Annotated in this window: 14 protein-coding genes; 2 read left to right on the forward strand and 12 right to left on the reverse strand. The window is 73.8% G+C overall.

The annotated features are described in order from the left end of the window. Positions 1–388: 388 nt before the first annotated feature. The 5 genes from ACFVNO_RS21425 to ACFVNO_RS21445 all read right to left on the reverse strand — a co-directional run bounded on the left by ACFVNO_RS21425 (position 389) and on the right by ACFVNO_RS21445 (position 5661). Positions 389–1561, reverse strand: coding sequence for a M20 family metallopeptidase (locus ACFVNO_RS21425; protein ID WP_378895431.1), 1173 nt, complete (start codon positions 1559–1561; stop codon positions 389–391). Positions 1562–1760: 199 nt separating this feature from the next. Then, entirely contained in the window at positions 1761–2429 is a 669-nt protein-coding gene (locus ACFVNO_RS21430; protein WP_378895112.1) for a DUF1028 domain-containing protein, read from the reverse strand. Next, positions 2426–2848, reverse strand: a complete 423-nt coding sequence (locus ACFVNO_RS21435; RefSeq protein WP_378895115.1) for a RidA family protein — start codon at positions 2846–2848, stop codon at positions 2426–2428. Before ACFVNO_RS21435 ends, ACFVNO_RS21430 begins: the two co-directional genes overlap by 4 nt. A 7-nt stretch (positions 2849–2855) precedes the next feature. After that, positions 2856–4205, reverse strand: coding sequence for a flavin-containing monooxygenase (locus ACFVNO_RS21440; RefSeq protein WP_378895122.1), 1350 nt, complete (start codon positions 4203–4205; stop codon positions 2856–2858). A gap of 139 nt (positions 4206–4344) precedes the next feature. Further along, positions 4345–5661: an MFS transporter gene (locus ACFVNO_RS21445; RefSeq protein ID WP_378895125.1), complete on the reverse strand. Its 1317-nt coding sequence runs from the start codon at positions 5659–5661 to the stop codon at positions 4345–4347. Between the two features lie 275 nt (positions 5662–5936). Here ACFVNO_RS21445 and ACFVNO_RS21450 point away from each other — a divergent pair, with 275 nt between their 5' ends. Further along, a complete protein-coding gene (locus tag ACFVNO_RS21450; RefSeq protein WP_378895128.1) occupies positions 5937–6845 on the forward strand; it encodes a LysR family transcriptional regulator in 909 nt (302 codons plus the stop codon). 252 nt (positions 6846–7097) lie between these two features. On the opposite strand, the gene ACFVNO_RS21455 is transcribed toward ACFVNO_RS21450, so the two are convergent. Then, complete coding sequence (locus tag ACFVNO_RS21455; RefSeq protein WP_378895131.1) at positions 7098–8153, reverse strand: SMP-30/gluconolactonase/LRE family protein; 1056 nt, start codon at positions 8151–8153, stop codon at positions 7098–7100. A gap of 182 nt (positions 8154–8335) precedes the next feature. After that, positions 8336–10126: a flavin-containing monooxygenase gene (locus ACFVNO_RS21460; RefSeq protein ID WP_378895134.1), complete on the reverse strand. Its 1791-nt coding sequence runs from the start codon at positions 10124–10126 to the stop codon at positions 8336–8338. Positions 10127–10738: 612 nt separating this feature from the next. On the opposite strand from ACFVNO_RS21460, the gene ACFVNO_RS21465 reads away from it, so the two are divergent. Continuing rightward, the gene (locus ACFVNO_RS21465) at positions 10739–11392 is read left to right on the forward strand and encodes a TetR/AcrR family transcriptional regulator (RefSeq protein WP_220561727.1); all 654 of its coding nucleotides are present in this window, start codon (positions 10739–10741) and stop codon (positions 11390–11392) included. A gap of 30 nt (positions 11393–11422) precedes the next feature. Here ACFVNO_RS21465 and ACFVNO_RS21470 read toward each other — a convergent pair whose 3' ends face one another. The 5 genes from ACFVNO_RS21470 to ACFVNO_RS21490 form a co-directional block, all read right to left on the reverse strand. Next, positions 11423–14446 carry a tetratricopeptide repeat protein gene (locus ACFVNO_RS21470; protein ID WP_378895138.1) on the reverse strand — a complete coding sequence of 1008 codons (3024 nt, stop codon included), beginning with the start codon at positions 14444–14446 and terminating at the stop codon, positions 11423–11425. Positions 14447–14928: 482 nt separating this feature from the next. After that, positions 14929–15723, reverse strand: coding sequence for an SAM-dependent methyltransferase (locus ACFVNO_RS21475; protein ID WP_378895141.1), 795 nt, complete (start codon positions 15721–15723; stop codon positions 14929–14931). 101 nt (positions 15724–15824) lie between these two features. Continuing rightward, entirely contained in the window at positions 15825–16904 is a 1080-nt protein-coding gene (locus ACFVNO_RS21480) for a protein kinase family protein (protein ID WP_378895144.1), read from the reverse strand. A gap of 363 nt (positions 16905–17267) precedes the next feature. Beyond that, positions 17268–17630 carry a hypothetical protein gene (locus ACFVNO_RS21485; protein WP_378895147.1) on the reverse strand — a complete coding sequence of 121 codons (363 nt, stop codon included), beginning with the start codon at positions 17628–17630 and terminating at the stop codon, positions 17268–17270. Positions 17631–18046: 416 nt separating this feature from the next. Continuing rightward, entirely contained in the window at positions 18047–18952 is a 906-nt protein-coding gene (locus ACFVNO_RS21490) for a hypothetical protein (protein ID WP_378895150.1), read from the reverse strand. Positions 18953–19226: the final 274 nt, after the last annotated feature.

A 19226-nucleotide genomic window follows, 5' to 3' on the forward strand; every position in this document is an offset into this window, starting at 1 on the left:
AAGCCCTCTTCAGAGATCCCCAAGCAACTCGAGAACCGAGCAGCCACCTGGCGCAGCGACCTCGAACAACGCTGCTACCAACCTTCCAAGCCAGGCACTCTTAAATTTCAATAAGGCACGTCCGCAACCTCAAGCCCGACCCACAGCCAGCGAACAAGGCTTACGAACAAGCACTCGATGCAAGGCGTCAGATGAGCCCTGGAGGAGAGCCCGGTCTGTGGCTTGGATGCGCCCAGGACGACGGCACCGTACTCGGTCGCCCCACATCCCCGGTTGACGAATTGGAGCAGGTCACATGCCTCTCACCTGCTTCTGGGAACCGCCGTGACCCCGGCCGGTGGCGCTGTGCCCGCCCCGGGGCGGGGCGGGCACAGCGCGCTCGCGGGGCTCAGGCCGGGGCGGGAACGCGGCCGGGCGGGGGGTCGGTCGGCGGGCCGAAGTACTCGTGGGCCGTGCGGGCGAGCAGGGTGGCGCCGTCCGCGATGACCCGGTTCGCGGCCTCCCCCACGCAGGCGGCGGCGAACCCGGGCTGGTGGTTGCTCACCGGGAAGCACCCCAGGCCGATGTAGGGGTGGATGGCCGGCACGTGCCGGGACACGTTGCCCATGTCGGTCGAGGCCCGGTTCATCGTCTGCTGCTCCGCCGGGGCGTCCAGCCGCCGCCCGAGCGCGCGGGCGTGGCGCGTGTAGATCTCCAGCGCGCGCTCGTCCGTGCGGAACTCGGAGTAGGGCTGCGACTCCGGGGTGAACTCCAGCGCCGTGTCCGTCGCCAGCGCCCCCGCCTCGAAGCAGCGCCGCACCCGGCCGCGCAACGGCTCCAGTTCGGCCAGGGTCTCGGCGCGGGTGTACCAGCGCCCCTCGGTCACCTCGGGGATGGCGTTGGGCGCCTGGCCTCCCACCGTCTGGATCCCGTGGACGCGGGTGCCCGGCGGGAGCTGCTGGCGCAGCAGGCCCAGGGCGACCTGGGCGACGACGAACGCGTCGTTGGCGTTGCGGCCCTCGTGCGGGTAGGCGGCGGCGTGCGCCGCCCGGCCCGTGAAGCGGACGTGGTCGTGGGCGACCGCGTAGGGCTCGGCCCGCGGGGCGTCGACCGGCGCGGGGTGGGCCATCAGCGCCAGGTCCAGGTCCCGGAAGGCGCCGGCGTCGAGCATCTCGATCTTGCCGCCGCCACCCTCCTCGGCCGGCGTGGCGATGACGTCCACGCGCAGGTCGAGCCGTTCGACCCACGGCCGCAGCGCGATCGCCGCACCCGCCGACATGGCGGCGATCAGGTTGTGTCCGCAGGCGTGGCCCAGGCTGGGCAGCGCGTCGTACTCGACGATGAAGCCGACCCGGCGCCGCCCGGAGCCGTAGGAGGCGTGCAGCGCCGTGGGGAAGCCGAGGTAGGAGGTCCGGACGGCGAAGCCGAACTCCTCCAGCAGCTCCGCCGTCCACCGCGCGGCGCGGTGCTCCTCCCAGGCGGTCTCGGGGTGGGCGTGCAACGTCTCGGAGTAGGCGATCAGCCGGTCGAGGTGTCCGGTCGCGTCCGGTGGGGGACCGGAGTGGTCGGCGGCACCGGGGATATCAGAGGCGCCGGAGTCACCGGCGCTGCCTGAGATATCCGGGGCACCTGGAACACCGGTCCCGCCGGGGACGCCAGGGGCTCCGGAGCCGTCTGCGATGCCCGGTACACGTGAGACGGTCGGGACACCGGTCTCGCCGGAAACGCCGGTGGCTTCGGACCCACCGGAGGCACCCCCGCCCCCACCCACAGCCCCCGGTTCAGCGGTCATCGCCGGGCACCCCGTATCCCGGTGCGGCGGCCGGGTCCAGGCCGCGCCGGACGTAGTCGTCGCGCTGCGGCAGCCAGACGCCGAGCAGCCCGCCCAGCGCCCCCACCGGGTCCTCCTGCCAGTCCACGCGCAGGTCGGTGTCCCGCCAGCCGTTCGCCGACACGGTGGACAGCCCCGCCGAGTACACCGGTCCCGCCTCGCCGCCGGCGGCCAGGCCCGCGGCGAGGGCGGCGAGCAGGCGCTCCTCCAGCTCTCCCCCGGCCTCGCCGAAGGCGGCGCACATGGCCGCGGGGACGCCGGGGTCGGCGAGCATGTTCCCGGCGGCGGCGCAGTGCGGCCCGATGGCCTCGCCGTGGACGCCGAGGGTGTGCCCGCCGCTGAACGCGGCCGCCGCACCGGAGGCGTCCACCACGGTGAGCTGCCGGTACGCGGCGTTCGGTTCGCCGCCGACCACGGAGTCGAGCGCCTCCCGCGCCCCCTCCCCCGCGGCGAGCCGGTCCAGCAGTGCTGTCCCCAGCCTCGGGTCGGTGATGTTCTGGGAGGCGACCGCGCCGACGCGGTCGCGCAGGTGGACGACGCGCGCGGCGACGGCCGGGGAGGACGAGGACACGGCGATGCCGAACCTGCCGTCCTGGTGGGCCGCGATGGAGAAGGTCATGCCCCGCCTCCCGAGATCACGGCGGTCGCGTCGATCTCCACCAGCCACTCGGGCCGGGCCAGGGCCTGGACGACGATGCCGGTGGAGACCGGGTGGACGCCCTTCAGCCAGCGCCCCATCTCGCGGTAGACCTCCTCGCGGTAGCGCGGGTCGACGAGGTAGACCGTCACCTTGACGATGTCCTGGAGTCCGCTGCCCGCCTCCCTGAGCAGGAGGTCGATGTTGGCCATGGCCCTCTCGGTCTGCGCGCGGACGTCGCCGACGCCGACGGACTCCCCGGTGTCCAGGTCCTGGCCGATCTGGCCGCGCAGGTACACGACCCCTCCGGCCACCACCGCCTGGCACAGGTCGTTGTCCAGGTTCTGCTCGGGGTAGGTGTCCCTGGTGTTGAACTTGCGGATGCGCGTGTGCGTGGTCATGGTGTGATCACCCCTGGGCGTGGGACGGAGACGGGAACGGGCGCGGATTCGTGTGCGAACCCGATGGCGGCTGCGACTGCGACTGCGGCCGCCGTCGCGGGTCCGGCCGCGCGTCGTGGTGCCGCATGTAGCCGCGCTGGATCGAGATCTGGTCGGCCACGTACCTCGCGTCGTGCCAGGCCCCCCAGATGAAGCTCGAACCGCGGCGGGACTGCCACGGCAGCCCCATGAAGTAGACGCCGGGCTCGGAGGAGACCCCGCGCTGGTGCCGGGGCCTGCCGTCGGCGTCGAGGGCGTCCACCTGGAGCCAGGAGTAGTCGGCGGTGAAGCCGGTGGCCCACAGGACGGTGGTGATCCCGGCGGCGGCGAGGTCGAGTTCGAGGACGGGGTCGGTCACCGACTCCGGGTACTCCCCCAGCTCCCGGGCCTGCGGCTCCTCGGGCAGGTCGAGGCCGTTGCGCTCGATGTAGGCGTCGGCCTCGTCCAGCAGGGCCAGGTGGTTCTCGTCGCCCCGGGCGATGTTGTCCCGCAGGTCGGGGGCGAAGCGGACGGTCCCGGCGTCGAAGGACTCCGTCCGGCCGACCAGGGTGATGCCGCGCGCGGCCAGGGTGCGGAAGTCCACGGTGTGGCCGCCGTGCGCGCCGCTGACCGCGATGGTGACGTGTTCGGCGCCCTGGGGAGGGGTCGCCGCCTCCCACTTGCCGAGGACGCCGAGCCACCAGACGAAGTCGTGTCCGCGGTACCTGCGCGGCGGGCGGTCGTGCGGGCCGACGGAGAGGTACACCCGCCGGCCGGCGGCCCGGAGCTCGTCGGCGATCTGCACCCCCGAGGAGCCGGATCCGACCACGAGCACGGCGCCCTCGGGCAGCTGGTCGGGGTTGCGGTAGGCGCTGGAGTGGAGCTGGTGCGGGATGGCCCCCTCCGGGATGATCGGGGGGATGACCGGCCGCTGGAACGGGCCGGTGGCGGCCACGACGTAGCGGGCGTGGATGTCGCCGTCCGAGGTCCGGACCCGGAACCCCCGGCCGCCGGGGCGCCTGCGCACGGAGGTCACCTCGACCCCGCACCGGATCGGCGCGCCGATCTTCTCGGCGTAGTCGGCCAGGTAGTCCGCCACCTGGTCCTTGGTGGCGAAGTCCTCGGGAGCCAGGCCGGGGAATTCGAGGCCGGGGAAGCGGTCGTGCCAGACGGGGCCGTTGGTGACCAGCGAGTCCCAGCGCTCCGAGCGCCAGCGCTCGGCGACGCGGTGCCGTTCCAGGACCACGTGCGGCACCGCGCGGTCGCCGAGGTGCTCGCTCATCGCGATCCCGGCCTGCCCCCCTCCCACGACGACGACCTCGATCTCTTCGACTGACATGCGGAACCTCCGGGGTTCGATCAACGCGTGTGGTGTCGCGGGGCGGGCGCGCCCCGCGTGTTCTCTCCGGACCGTCCGGCGGCCGTCCGCGAGGGGGGTCCGCGGGGCGGGGCCTGCCGGTGTCCGGGCCGTGGCCGGTTCAGCGCGGGGCCCGGTCGCTCTCGTGCAGCAGGCTGGAGCCCGCGGTCTCGGGCATGGTGCGCAGCGTGACCGCGCCGATGACGCCGATGACGATCATGGTGAAGGCGGGGACCATGGAGCTGCCGGTGAGCGAGATCAGCCAGGTCATCAGGTACGGGAGCGTGCCGGCGAAGAACGCCCCGGCGACGCTGTAGGCCATCGACAGGCCGCTCTGCCGGGTCCGGGTCGGGAACAGCTCGGCCACCGCGGAGGCGTGCGTGCCCAGGATGATCGCCAGGATCACGGCCAGGCCGAAGGTCGCGGCGAACGCCGCCCACGAGGCGTCTGCCTGCATGAGCAGGAACAGCGGGACGGCGGCGACGACCAGCAGGGCGGCGGCGGTGTAGAGCACGGGCTTGCGGCCCACGCGGTCGGAGACGATGCCCGAGAGCGGGATGACCCCCATGGCCACCACCGACGCCGCGGCCGAGAGCAGGGCCGCCCGGTCGGCGGGGATGCCGACGATCTCCTCCTGGTAGGTGATCAGGTACACGAGGACGATGTAGAAGGTCGAGTTCATGAAGGTCTCGATGCCGACCGTCTGGAGGAACTGCCTGCGGTTGGAGCGGAACACCTCGACGACCGGCTGGCTGGGGACGTTGTTCATGTCCTCCAGGGCGCGGTACTCGGGGGTGTCCTCGATGCGCAGGCGGATGTAGAGGCCGACCGCGGCCAGGGGCACCGTGAGCAGGAAGGGGATCCGCCACGCCCAGTCCAGGACGGTCTCGGCGGGGAAGGCCGCGTGCAGCGCCCAGACCACGAACGACGCGCACAGGAACCCGGCGACCGATCCGAACTCGATCCAGGAGCAGCCGAACCCGCGGCGCTTGGGCGGGGAGAACTCGGCGAGGAAGGCCGCGGCCGAGCCGAACTCGCCGCCGGCGGCCAGCCCCTGGATGATGCGGGCGACCACGAGCAGGATCGGCGCGAGGATGCCGACGGAGTCGTAGCCGGGCAGCAGGCCGAGCATGAGCGTGCCCGCCGCCATCGAGATGATGACGATCGACAGGGTGGCCTTGCGGCCGAAGCGGTCGCCGAGGTGGCCGAAGAGCACCGATCCGAGCGGGCGCACGAAGAACGCCACCGCGAAGACGGCGAAGACCGAGAGGAGCGCGGTGGTGCCGTCCTGTTCGGGGAAGAACACCTGCGCCATGGTGGTCGCCAGGTACGCGTAGACGGCCCAGTCGAACCAGTGGACGAAGACGCCCACCGCTCCGGCGAACACGCTCCTCCGCAGGTCCTTGCGGTCCACCCGCTCCGAGAGCTCACTCGTCATCCGTCCTCCTGGGGGTGCGGTCCTGGCCCTCCCCCGGGCCCGGGGGCCGTGGCGGCCCCGCCGCCGCGGGAGGTTCCTTCGATGACCAGGAGGCCGCTCGCACACGGGGTGTGCGGTCGAGGTCCGCGGGGGCGCCGGGAGCGCCCGGGGGCCGCGGGGTCCGACCCGCCTGTGTCATGGGTCACCACTATCGGGGCGCTCTGTACGATCTGTAAAACACATAGATCCGAAGCTCCCCTTCGGAAAAACCGATACCCGGAGAACGGAACCCCCTGATGAGCGACGTGAGCCTGCGGCAGCTGGAGTACCTGAGGGCCATCGCGCGGCTGGGGTCGGTGACGGCGGCGGCCCGGGAGCTGTTCGTCTCGCAGTCGACGGTGTCGACGGCGCTCACCGACCTGGAGGCGGCGCTGGGGGTCGCCCTCTTCGTCCGCACGCCCCGGGGGATGCGGCTCACGGAGTCGGGCCGGCACGCCCTGGCGGTGGCGGACGACGTGCGGGCCAGCCTCGAACAGCTGCGGGAGTCGGCGCACCGGGAGCGGGAGGAGGTGGAGGGGGACCTCACGGTCGGCTGCTACGCGACCATCGCGCCGATCCTGCTGCCCAAGGTCATCGCGGAGTTCTCGCGCAGGTACCCGCGGGTGCGGCTCTCGTTCGTGGAGGCGGCCCACGGCGCCCTGCTGGACGACCTGCTCGGCTCGCGCATCGACCTGGCCGTCACCTACCACTACGAGCTGGCCTCCGTCCGTCCCCCGACCGGGGTGGCCACGCAGTGGCTGCGGTCCGACCCGCCGTACGCGCTCGTGCCGGTGGACGGGGCCCTGAGCGCGAAGGAGGAGCTGACCCTGGCCGACCTGGCCACGGAGCCGCTGATCCTCTTCGACCTGCCGCCCGGCGGCGACTACTTCCTCGGCCTGTTCGACCGGGCCGGGCTCACCCCCAACGTGCGCTTCCGCACCGGCAGCTTCGAGATGGTGCGCGCCCTGGTCGCCCGCGGCCTGGGCAACGCCCTGCTCACCCAGCGCACCGTGCTGGAGCGCAGCTACGAGAACCTGCCGTACGCCACCCGGGAGCTGGACATCCGCTCGGAGGGGCTGGGGATCGAGATCATGCGGCTCGCGGGGCGCAAGCCGGTGCGCCGGGTCCAGGCCTTCATCGACGTCTGCCGCGAGGCCGTCGCCTGACCCCGGGGCCGGGACCACGGTCCGGAACGGCTTCCGGTTCGCCCGGGGCGGCGGGGTCCGGCCCGGTGCCGTCGCTGTCGCGCGACACCGGTAGGGCTCCCGGGGCGGTGGGCGCGCTGTGCTCCCGCCGCTCCGGGCACCGCCGTCTCCGCCCTCACTGCGTCGCGAGAGCGGACCTGCCGCCCCGCCCACCCGCGGTTGGCCCCCGACCACCGGAAGGGGCCCGGCCCGCCCCCGCGTCCGCGGCGGGGGTCAGCCGCCGTTGGACTGGCGGATGCCCTCGGCGAGCGCCTCGAAGGTGTAGACGAACCCGCCGTCCCGGCCGCTGACCGTTATGTAGGCGTCGGTCTCCCCCGGTGCGATGGCGATGTTGGTCGCCGAGTCCAGGCCCTCGGCGTCGTCGGCGGGCACCTCGACCGTCGCCAGGTGCTCGCCGAGCGGGCTGTACACGAGGATCCCCGGCCGGCCGTGGACGGCCTGGTAGAGGTTCCCGGCGGCGTCGACCGCGTTGGAGTCCACCCGGCTCGTACCGCCATTGAAGTGGAGGGCGGTGTGGGACGTCTCCACGGCGGTGCCGTCCCCGTCGAGCGCCAGGTGGTCGACGCGGTTCGCCGCGTACTGGCTCACCCACAGCCCGGTGAAGTCCTCGGTGAAGGAGATGCCGTTCGGCGCGGGCAGGTCCCCGGCCAGGACGGTCGCCTCCGCCGTCTCCCCGTCGATCCGGACCACCCGGCCCCGGGCCTCCCAGACCGGCCCGTCGAACCCGGTGGAGTCGCTGACGTACAGGTTCCCGTCCTCGTCGAAGGCGAGGTCGTCCGGCCGCATGACCGCCCCGTCGACCTGGCCGGAGAAGAAGGTCGTGTGGTCCTTCCCGTCGGCGGTGAGGCTGTCGATCCTCCCGCCCGCGAAGTCGGTCAGGTACAGCCGCCCGTCGGAGGGGCTGAACTGGGCGGAGGTGTACGCGCCGTCCCCCTCGGTGAAGACGGTTTCCACCTCGCCGGAGCCGGTGTCCACCCGCAGCACCTTCGGCTCCCCCTCGGGGGCGGTGACGTCGACGACCAGCAGCCCTCCGTCGGGGGCGAGGACGGGCCCCTCCAGCAGGGTCATCCCGGTCTCCTCGTGGACGGAGGTCACCCGGGTGAGGAGCTCGGCCGTCACCTGCGCCGCCGCCCCGGGTGCCGGGGCCCGGGCGGGATCCGGGTCCGGGGGCTCGGGGACCGAGCAGGCCGTCACCACGACCGCCAGGACGGGCGCCGCGAGCGCTCGGGCGGCCGCCGCGCGCCGCCCGGCGGAGGGGGGCTGTTGCATGGGGGCTCTCTTCCTCTTCTTGCTCTGTGCGTTCGGTGGCGCGAGTGCGGACCACTCGTGCGGGGGCGGCGACGGCGGTGACGCTCGTCAGGGTCGTCGCGAGGTGCGGACCACAGGTGCGGGGGTGCGGGCCAGGGGCACGGGGCCGGCGCACGGCCCCGCACCCCTGGCCCGTCCGGTGATCAGTCCCCGGGCTTGAGGACCTCGTGGAGGCGCTCCTCACGCCACCGTCCGAGCAGCCGGTGGAAGGCCACGGGTCCGGGGCTGTAGGAGGTGCCGCCGTGGACGCCGGCGCCCTCGCGGTTGTAGTAGCCGGGCGTGCACTCGGCCTGGAACGCGGAGTTGTCGTGGGCGGTCTCGCGCACCTCACGCCCCCACGCCTCGGCCGCCTCCGGGGAGGGTTCGACCACCACATCACCGGCCTTGCGGGCCGCGGCGACGACGGCGGCAATGTGCTCGGCCTGCTCCAGCAGGATGTGGGCGAAGTTCACGGAGTTGGCGTTCTGCAGCGCCCCCAGGTGGAAGAGGTTGGGGAAGCCCGGGCTGTAGAAGCCGTGCAGGGTCACGGGTCCGCGGCTCCAGGAGGTGAGGAGCTCCCGGCCGTCGCGGCCGCGCACGGGGAGCGCGCCGGACAGCACCCCCGAGACGCCCACGTCGAACCCGGTGGCGAAGACGACGCAGTCGACCGGGTACTCGGCGTCGCCGACGACCGCGTCCCGGGTCATGCGGGTGATGCCGCCGTGGTCGGCGGTGTCGACCAGGGTGACGTCGGGCCGGTTGAAGGTCTGGAGGTAGTGGTCGCTGAAGCAGGGCCGCTTGCACATGTACCGGTACCAGGGCTTGAGCAGCTCGGCGGTAGCCGGGTCGTCGACGATGTCGTCCACACGGGCCCGGATCCGGTCCATCGTGCGCGCGTCGGCGAGTTCGTCGAGGCGCTCGCGCTCCTGCGGGGGGACGCTCGTGTCCAGCGCTCCGGAGACCACCTTGCGCTGGAGCCGGGCGGTGGCGGTCCAGCCGTCCCGGGTCAGGTCGGTCTCCACGGGCTCGCCGGAGACGACGGCGAGGAAGTTCTCCATGCGCTCGCGCTGCCAGCCGGGCCGCAGGGAGGCCGCCCACTCCGGGTCGGTGGGGCGGTTGTCGCGGACGTCCACCGTGGAGGGGGTGCGCTGGAACACGTACAGGTGCTCCGCGTCGCGGGCGAGGTGCGGGATGACCTGCACGCCGGTGGCCCCGGTGCCCACGACCGCGACCCTCTTGTCGGCCAGGCCGACCAGGTCGCCGTCCTGGTCGCCGCCGGTGTAGCCGTAGTCCCAGCGGCTGGTGTGGAAGGTGTGGCCCGCGAAGTCCTCGATCCCGGGGATGCCCGGCAGTTTGGGCCGGGTCAGCGTGCCGGAGGAGGTGATGACGAACCGGGCGCGCATCCGGTCCCCGCGGTCGGTCCCCACCGTCCACTCCCGTGTCCGGTCGTCCCAGTCCAGGGAGGTGATCCGGGTGTGGAACAGCGCGTCGCGGTACAGGTCGAAGGTCTCGGCGATCGCCACGGCGTGGCGGCGGATCTCCTCGCCGGGGGCGTAGCGCCACTTCGGTACGTAGCCGACCTCCTCCAGGAGCGGCATGTAGGAGTAGGACTCGATGTCGCAGTGGATGCCCGGGTAGCGGTTCCAGTACCAGGTACCGCCGAAGTCTCCGGCCTCGTCCGTCATCCGGATCGACTCCACGCCCGCCTGGCGCAGCCGGGCGCCGGTGACGAGGCCGCCGAACCCGCCGCCGACGACCAGCACCTCCACGGTGTCGGTCAGGGGCTCGCGCTCCCTCCGCGGGGTGTAGGGGTCGGTGGCGTAGTAGCCGAACTCTCCGGCGGCGGAGCGGTACCGGACCGCGCCGTCGGGGCGCAGTCGGCGGTCCCGCTCGCGGGCGTACCTGGCCCGTAGCGCGTCGAGGTCGATCTCCGGGGTGTGGTCCGTGGCCGGCATGCGGTTTCCTCTCGGTCTCTCTGTGGCGCCGGTCGGGTGCGGCGCCCAGGGGTCGCGCCCCGGCTCGGGTCCGGGGCGGGCGGGAGGGGGATGCGCCGGGGCCGGGCTCAGCGGTCCTCGGCGGTACGGGCAGCGGGGGCGGTAGGGGCGGACGGACAGGGTGGCGGCGACCGCCCTGGCGGTGTCGGCGACGGCGGCCCCCTGTGGCTCGGTCGGCAGGGGGACGGGCTGGATGCCCGGGCCCGCGTGAGCGGACCACCGGCCCCGCCGACGGACGGGACCGGGACGACCGGTCCGGGCCGTACGCGCGGCGGCCCGGCGGGCGCCCGGGCGCGGACACCGCCCATGAGGGGACCCTCGTCTCCTGACGTGCACCGATACCGACTTTTAAGTCAGTCGCCTGACTTAAGATAACAGTGTGTACCGGACCGGATCCCCTTTCGACCGGACACGGAGGAGGGGAGGGGCCGTGGTAGTGCCGTCAGCTGGGCCGGAGCGATCGCGGTGTGGTCAGCGTCACCGTCCGGGCCGACCGCGCCCCGTTCCGGGCCCCGGACCGCGCCGCCGACCGCTGGAACGGGCCTGCCGGACGGGATCGGTACGGTGGTCCCCATGAGCGAGAGGCGGACGAGGTCGGAACGTGTCGTCACGACACGCGAGGCGATCCTGGCGGCGGCGGAGCGGCTCTTCGCCGAGCACGGGATCTCCGGCGTCTCCAACCGCCAGATCGGCCAGGAGGCCGGGCAGGGGAACAACACGGCGGTCACCTACCACTTCGGCTCCCGGGAGGGCCTGGTGCGCGCCATCGTGCGCAGGCACACCGACCGGATCGAGGAGATCCGCCGCCACATGGTGCTGCGGGCCGAGGGCTCCGACGACGTCCGGGACTGGATCGCCTGCATGGTGGCGCCCTTCGCCCAGCACCTGGCGGACCTGGGCGTCCCCTCCTGGTTCGGGCGGTTCAGCGCCCAGGTCATGGCCGATCCCGCCTACCGCGACATCATGGCGCTGGAGGCCCTGGACTCCGCCTCCCTGGCCCGCGCGGGCCGGGAGCTGCTCCGGTGCCTGCCCGACCTGCCCGAGGAGGTCCGCGAGGAGCGCCAGGAGATGGTCCGCATCCTCATGGTCCACATGATCGCCGAGCGGGAGCGCGCCCTGGCCGAGGGGGCGCACACGGCGCACGACTCCTGGCAGCGGGCGGCGTCCGGGCTGGCCGACGCCCTCGCCGGCCTGTGGACCGCCCCGGTGGCCCTGCCCCGCCCGTGAGCACCGGCCGCCCCTGCCCGGCCGGTGCCCCTACCGCGGCCCGCGCAGGAACAGGAACAGTTTGAGCCCGCGGAGCCGCCGGGCGTCCCCCGTGGCCTGGTAGCCCCGGACCGCCTGCGCGTAGGCGTGGCGGGCCTCGTCCCTGCGCCGGGTCACCCGCCAGGTGTCACCGAGGCCCTCCCAGGCCTGGGCTTCGCTGTGGATGTCGCCCGACCGTCGGGAGAGGTCGCGTGCGCGGGTGTAGGCGTCCTCCGCCTCGTCGAGCCGGTCCGATCTGCGCAGCACCAGGCCGAGGTTGTTCCAGGCCAGGGCCTCGCCGTGGGTGTGCCCGAGCCGCTGGTAGAGGTCGCGCGCCCCGGTGTAGGCGTCGGCGGCCTCCGGTAACCGTCGCATGCTGAACAGGACGTTGCCGAGGTTGTTCCGCGCGTCGGCCTCTTGCTTGGTGTCGCCGAGCCGCTCGGAGAGCTCACGGGCCCGGGTGTGAGCGTCCAGGGCCTCATCGAACCGGCGCGCCTCGCGCAGTGCGAGGCCGAGTCGGTTCCACGCCAGGATCTCCCCCCGGCCGTCGCCGAGCCGCTCGGAGAGCTCACGGGCCTGAGTGTGAGCGTCGATCGCCTCCTTGAACCGGTACATCTCGTCCAAGGACGAACCGAGGTTCGTCCAGGCCAGGGCCTCACCCGCTTCATCCCCGACCTGCCGGTAGAGGTCGCGTGCCCGGGTATGGGCGTCGATCGACTCCTTGAACCGGCGTGCCTCGCGCAACGACGAACCGAGGTTGTTCCACGCCAGAGCCTCGCCCTGTGTGTTACCGAGCCCCTGGTAAAGATCGCGGGCGCGCGTGTGGGCGTCGACCGCCTCCCCCGCCGCGAAGGTGTCCTGAAGGACGTTGCCGAGGTTGTTCCAAGCCCTGGCCTCGCCCCGCGTATCGCCGAGCCGTTCGCAGAGGTCACGGGCACGCGTGTGCGCCTCGACCGCCTCCCCGAACCGGCGCACCATGCGCAGCGCCGAACCGAGGAAGTCCCATCCGTCGGCTTCGCCGACGGTATCGCCGATCCACCGGTAGAGGTCGCGCGCCCGGGTGTGGGCGCCGCCCGCCTCGTCGAACCGGTGCGCGTCGTACAGCGCCAGGCCCAGGTCGTTCCAGGCCACGGCCTCGTTGTAGGTGTCACCGAGCTGTTGGTAGAGGTCGCGGGCACGGGTGTGGGCGTCGACCGCCTCATCGAACCGGAAGACCCCCCTCAGGGCTTTGCCGAGGTTGTTCCACGCGACGGCCTCCCCGTCGGTGTCGCCGGACCGTCGGCAGAGGTCGCACGCACGGGTGCAGGCGTCCACGGCCTCCTCGAACCGGCGCACCTCGCGCAGCGCCGAGCCGAGCCGGAGGCACGCCCGGCCCTCGTTGTAGGTGTCGTCGAGCTGTCGGTAGAGGTCGCGTGCGCGGGTGTAGGCGTCCACCGCCTCATCGAACCGGCGCACCTCGCCCAACGTCATGCCGAGGCTGTTGCACGCCCACGCCTCGCCGTGGCCATCGTCGGCCCGGTGCGCGGCCTCCCGGGCCAGGGTGTACACGGTGACGGCCTCTTCGAACCGCTCCTGCACGTACAGGTATGCGGCCAGGGCGCCGGACAGGTCGACGGCGGTGGAGGCGCGTCCGGTGTCGTGGGCGGTGCGCACGGCGGCGGCCATGTTCTCCCGCTCGGCGTCCAGCCACGCCACCGCCGCCTCGCGGTCCGCGAACACCTCGGCCGGAGCGCCGCCGTCCGTGGCGCGGACGTGCGCGTCCGCGGCATAGGCCCGTGTGGTGTAGAAGTCCAGGAGCCGGTCCAGGGCCCGCTCCCGGGCGTCCCCCTCCCCTTCCTCCGCGTCGGTTCCGGGCCGGAGGGCAAGGGTGCGGGCGCGGTCGGCGAACGCGGGGTCCATGGACCAGCGGCCGCCGGTCCGCTCGGTGAGCAGGTGCGCCGCGGCCAGGTCCCGCAGCACCTCCTCCGCCCGCGAGAGCTCGTCGGCCGGGAACCCGGCCAGGGCCGCGGCCGCCCCGGTGGAGATGTCGGGGCCGGGGGCCGAGCCCAGCAGCACGAACATCCGCACCCGGTCCTCGGGCAGGGCGATCAGGGCCAGGAGGGCGTCCTCCGCGGACCCGTCCGGGTCCGCCCTCGTCCGGGCCACGGTCACCAGCCGGGTCCGGTGCCGGGTGATGGCCTCGGTCAGGTCCCCGTCCGGCCACCGGCCCGCAGCGCGCGGCCCCGCGTCCGGTGCCCGCGGGGCCAGGGCGGACAGTACGCGGTCCAGGCCGGGGCGGGCGGCGGGGTCCTTGGCCAGGCAGTCGGCGACCAGAGCGGCCAGGGGCCCGGGCAGGGCGGACAGGTCCGGTTCCTCGTACACGATGCGGAAGACGACCGCGTGCACCGGGCCGTCCCCGAACGGGCTGGCGCCGGTGGCCGCGAAGGCGAGCACGCACCCCAGGGAGAACACGTCCGAGGCCGGGCCGACCTCCTGGGCACGCGCCTGCTCGGGCGACATGAACGCCGCGGTCCCCAACACGGCGGAGGAGTGGGTGTGGGAGGTGGAGTCCAAGGCTCGGGCGATCCCGAAGTCGATCAGCCGCGGACCGTCCTCGGCCAGCAGCACGTTGCCCGGTTTGAGGTCGCGGTGCACCACCCCCTGGGCGTGCACCGCCGACAGGCCCTCGGCCAGGCCGGCGCCCAGCGCGGCGACCGCCTCCGGCGGCAGCGGCCCCTGCTCGTGCACGGCCCGGTCCAGGGAGGGGCCGGGGATGTAGGCGGTGGCCATCCACGGCGGGTCGGCGTCGGTGGCGGCGTCCACGACGGGGGCGGTGTAGAGTCCGCCGACCTTGCGGGCGGCGGCCACCTCGGCGGCGAACCGGCGCCGGAAGCCGGCGTCCTCGGCCAGCTCGGGGCGGACCACCTTGACCGCCACCGGGTACCCGCCGGGCGAGGTCCCCAGGAACACCCGGCCCATCCCGCCGCCGCCCAGGCGCGCCCGCAGCGTGTAGGGGCCGATCCGGGCGGGATCGCCGTCGTACAGGGGGTCGGGCATGGCACCGCTTCCGGGTGAGGGGGTGTTCGTCCGGTCGTCAGCGTCGATGATGCCAAAACACCCTGCCGTCCGGGGGGCTCCGTCCCGCTCCGGCCACAGGTATCCGTCCCGGGAGGCCGGGCACGGGAGAAGGGGGTGCTCGGAGGCCGCGCCGCCCGAACACCCCCTGCCGGGGGACCGCACCGGACCGGGAGTCCCTCCCCGGTGGCACCGGGCGGTGACCGGAGTGACCGCCGCGGCACGACCGGGGACGACCGGTGGGCCGCCCGACCGACGGGACGGCGACGGGACCGGGGGCCGGAGCGGGACCCGCGTTCCGCTCCTCCCCCGTCCCCACCACGGGACCGCGGGACCCGTGGGGTGCACATTCGCCGTGCCCGCCCTGTACGTCGTCCCCGGGGCGCCTCCGGTTCCCGGAATCCGGGGATTCCGAACGCCGACCCGGGTCCGGTGCGCCCGGCACCGGCGGCCCCGGCCCCGGGTCACCCCTTGCGGGCCATCCCGCAGAACTCGTCCATCTCCCGGGCCCGGCCCACCTCGACGGGGTCGGGCCGCCACAGCGGGCACGAGACCACCCCGGGCTCCACCGGCTCCAGTCCGTCGAACAGGGCGCGGATCCGCTCCGGGGTGCGCAGGTGGTAGACGGCCGAGCCCGCCTCGTTCCACCGGCGCACCGCCTCCTCCATCGCCTCGCCGGTCACCGCGCTGGTGCTGTGCACGATCGCCAGGTGGCTGCCCGCGGGCAGCTCCCCCATCAGGTGGTCGATGATCCGCTTCGCCTCGGCGTCGTCCCCCACGAACGGCAGCACCCCGAACAGGGTGATCGCGACCGGGCGCTTCAGGTCCAGGGTGCGGGCCGCCCGGTCCAGGATCGTGTCCGGGTCGCGCAGGTCGGCGTGGATGTAGTCGGTGGCCCCCTCGGGGGTGCCGGTGAGCAGGGCGCGCGCGTGGGTCAGGACCAGGGGGTCGTTGTCGACGTAGACGACCCGGGCGGCCGGGTCCTCCCGCTGGGCGACCTCGTGGGTGTTGTTCGCGGTGGGCAGCCCGGTCCCGATGTCCAGGAACTGGCCGATGCCCGCCTCCCGGACCAGGTGGGTGACCATGCGGACCAGGACGGCACGGGTGGCGACGGCGATGTCGACGATCTCGGGCAGGACCGCGACGATCCGGTCCCCGGCCTCGCGGTCGGCCGGGTAGTTGTCCTTGCCGCCCAGCCAGTAGTTCCAGATCCTGGCGGAGTGGGCCTGTGAGGTGTCGATGGGGGGCGGGGTGTTCATGGCACCGTGTTTCGCAAAGGGGGCGGGGGCGCCGCCCAGCCTAGGGGATTTCGGGGCGTTCCCTCCGGCGGCCGCCACGGCTCCCGGGCGCGCGCCCGGCCCTACCCCGCCGGACGGGGACCCGGCCTGACCCGCTCGATGTCGGCGGCCGGATAGGGCGTCCGCTTGCTCACCGTGAGCAGCCTGCGGTGGAACCCGTCGAGCACGAGGGCGGCCCGGGCGTTCCGGTCGATGACCCCGGCGATCGCGGGCGGGACCCCCTCGGGCCTCGCCCCCGCGATCCAGTCGCGCAGGAACGCCCCGTGCTCCGCGCCGCCGCGCACACCGTCGGGCAGGTGATGGCGGAGCAGGTGGCCCACCGTGTAGCAGCGGTCGTAGGAGAGGTGGTCGGCGAGGAACCCGGCCTCCTCCCGCGAGAGCTCGAACCCTGAGCTCAGGGCGAGGCCGAAGTCCGCGAAGTAGACCGCCCGGCCGTCGGTCAGGAGGTTGTCGAAGTGGGCGTCGAAGTGGACGAGTCCGCGGGAGCCCATGAAGTCCGCTCCGCGGGCCAGCTCCTCCTCCGCCCACGCGTACGGCGAGCCGTCCCCGCCCTCCGGCGCGTCCTGGCGGCGCTCGCCCAGCCACGCGGCGAGTGTTCGCGGCACGTGTTCCAGGAACAGCACCAGGCTGGAGGAGGACCGGCCGACGGCCTCCAGGCGCCCGCGCACGGCCGGCGAGCCCTCCCAGTGCGCGACCGCCCCGTCGATGCCCCCGAACTCGTCGGCGAACCCCTGCGGCGGGGAGTCCGGCAGGACCCGCCAGTGGTACATCAGCGGGAAGCCTCCGTACTCGTTCCCCAGGACCCAGCCGGTGGTCATCGTGTGGACGGCCAGCTCGCGCCAGGCCCCGAATCCGGCCGAGCCCACTCCGTACTGGTAGAACAGTGGCAGCCCGAAGAGGTTCGCCGTGGACCGCGCGTTCTCCGGCCGCAGCTCCAGGTCCGTCAGGGGGACGCGCTTGACGAAGACGCGGGACCCGGCGACCTCCAGCTCCGCCGACCTGCCCCCGATCCCGGACCCGAGGGGCGCGGCCGCGGCCACGGCTTCACCGAGCCTGCGGTCGCTCAGCAGCGCCAGGTGTGTGGACACGGTCCCGTAGGCGGCCATGCGTGCGGCGTACCGCGGGTCCGGGTGCTCCGACAACGAATCCTCATCTCCCGAACCCTCGGCATCGGTGATCCCTCGAACGCCGCCGACTCTACCCGCGGTGACCGTTCGGCCTCCCGGGCGGCGGTATGCCGCCGAAGGCGCCCCGGAGCGGCTCCCGTGAGAGCCCACGAGGGAACCCGCGGCCTCTGCCCGCCGCCGACCGGGCGGCATCGGCCCACCGTCGGCGGCCATCCCTCCCCTCAGCGGTTTCCCGATGATCCTCGCCCGAGTGCCCCGGAACCGGAACGCCCCGGACCGTACACGGCCCAGAGCACACCTTCCTCTGTTCCCTCACCAGCCGGTCGGGCCCTCCCTCTCCCCCATCGCCCGAGGGATCGACACCACCCGGTAGGCCACCTATCCGAACCGCTTCTCGGTCACGAACAGCGCCCCCTCCCAGTCGGCGGGCGTCCCCATCCGCCGCGCCAGCCGGAGCACCTCGTCCTCCTGGCGCCCGTCGCACCCCTCGGGGAAATACGACAACTCCACCCGCGCCGCCTGACCCACCGGCAGCCGGGGATCCGCCTCCAGGAAACGCGCCAGCGCCCGCAGCCCCTCCACCAGCTCCCGCCGCTCCACCATCCCGGCATCCGTCACCGTGTCCGCTCCGGCCTGCCGACACGGTCCGCTCCACCGCCCGGCCCCGGCCTCCCCGCGCTCGCCGACCGCCTGCAGCCGCACCCCGTGCCGGCACCGCCGCACCCGCCCCGACTCCCCCATACCGCCCCCTCCCTCCAGCAGAAAAACCTTCCACCCGGGAAAGAAGCCACCCCACCCCCGAAATTGGACACCCGCCCCTCCCGGCCCGCCCCGGGGAGCCCACCAGGGCACTACCTTTCGGCCCCGCCGTCAGCCGACCCAAAACCCCTGTGACCTGCCCCGTCATCCTGAAGCAGGGTGTTCGCCTCTGAACGAAGGCCCATGACCACGGTCCGGACAGAAGGCCGACATCCGTTCCAGGCTCTCCAACCCCCAGGTCGACTTCGGGGTGAAGGCGACCGCGACCGGCCCCGGGCCACCGGGAAAGACCGCAATGCGCGACAGCGCGACTTCCCGCACCCCGGCTCAGAGTCCCAGCAGCTGCGACTGCGGCCAGGGCCCTGCGCCCGACCACCCGGTGCGTTCCCTGCCGGGGGTCACTCGGGGTGGACGGTGTTCGCGGCGGCCTCGGCCAGCACCGCCAGGGCGTGCGCGACCCGCTGGATCTCGATGGGGTCGGTGAGCGCGCGATCACCGACGCGCAGGGTGGTGGGGCGGTTCAGGCCGCCCTCCCAGCGCACGTCCAACACGTGGGTGTCGTCGGTGGCGGGATCGTAGGCGGCCACGGTCGCCCGCTCCACGCTGATCAGGTCGGGGTCGGCGGTCTCCTCGGCCAGGGCGTCGGTGAAGGCCTGGACGTCGTCCACCATGTCGGCGTGGACGGCGCGGGCGTAGTCGGCGGCCCGATCCAAGCGGGCCACGGCGTCGTCGGTGTCCTCGGGGCCCGCGGGGGCCAGCAGACGCCGCAGTCCGATGGCGGCGTTCTCCACCGCGGCCACCGCCGGGTCGACGTCCTGACACAGCAGGTGCGGGCCCGCCAGCGCCTTCAGCTCCTGGAGGGCGGGCAGGAACGCCTCCTCAGGTGGGCGGGTATCGGCGCCGACGCGCTCACGCTCGGCCGGCTCCAGGTGACGCCACTTCTCCCAGGCGCTCTGGCGGGCCATCCCGGTGGCGGCACCGATGCGCTCCCAGGACACTCCGCGCATGCGCAGCACCCGCACCTCGGCTTCGACCGCGGCCGCCGACATGGCGGCGCGCCCGGCCAGGGCGCGCAGGTGCAGCTCGGGAACGGCCGCCTCGACGTGCCCGCGCCACTCGGCTCGGGCAGAACCCTCCTCCGCGGAGCCGGGGGCGGAGCGGTCCGCGCGCACCGTCTCCGAGCGCCATCCGCAGGTGCAGGCGACCCGCCACCCGGTGGCCGCGGCCCCGGGGTCGGCAGCGGGTTCGATGCCGCCCTCGTGCTCGCGGGCGGGCAGGTACCAGGCGTCGTGGATCCATCCCATGACAGGACTCCGTTCGCGTCAGGATCACCCGGCGAGCAGCATGCCAGGGGCTCCTGACACTCGGAGGGATTCTCAAAGAAGAACCGAGGCGGACACAAGACCCCGGGACGTGCCCAGGGGCGGACACCTCTCCGGGGCCGGGTACGCCTACCCGCACAACGCCGTGGACGACCACGCCCGGTCGGCCTACTCGGAGATCCCGACCGACGAGGAGGAGTCCGTGGCCGTGTTCCGGCAACGCGCCCACACCTCATCACCCCGGGTGGAGCGGTCC

This window comes from Nocardiopsis sp. NPDC057823 (genome assembly GCF_042797335.1).
Classification (GTDB): domain Bacteria; phylum Actinomycetota; class Actinomycetes; order Streptosporangiales; family Streptosporangiaceae; genus Nocardiopsis; species Nocardiopsis changdeensis.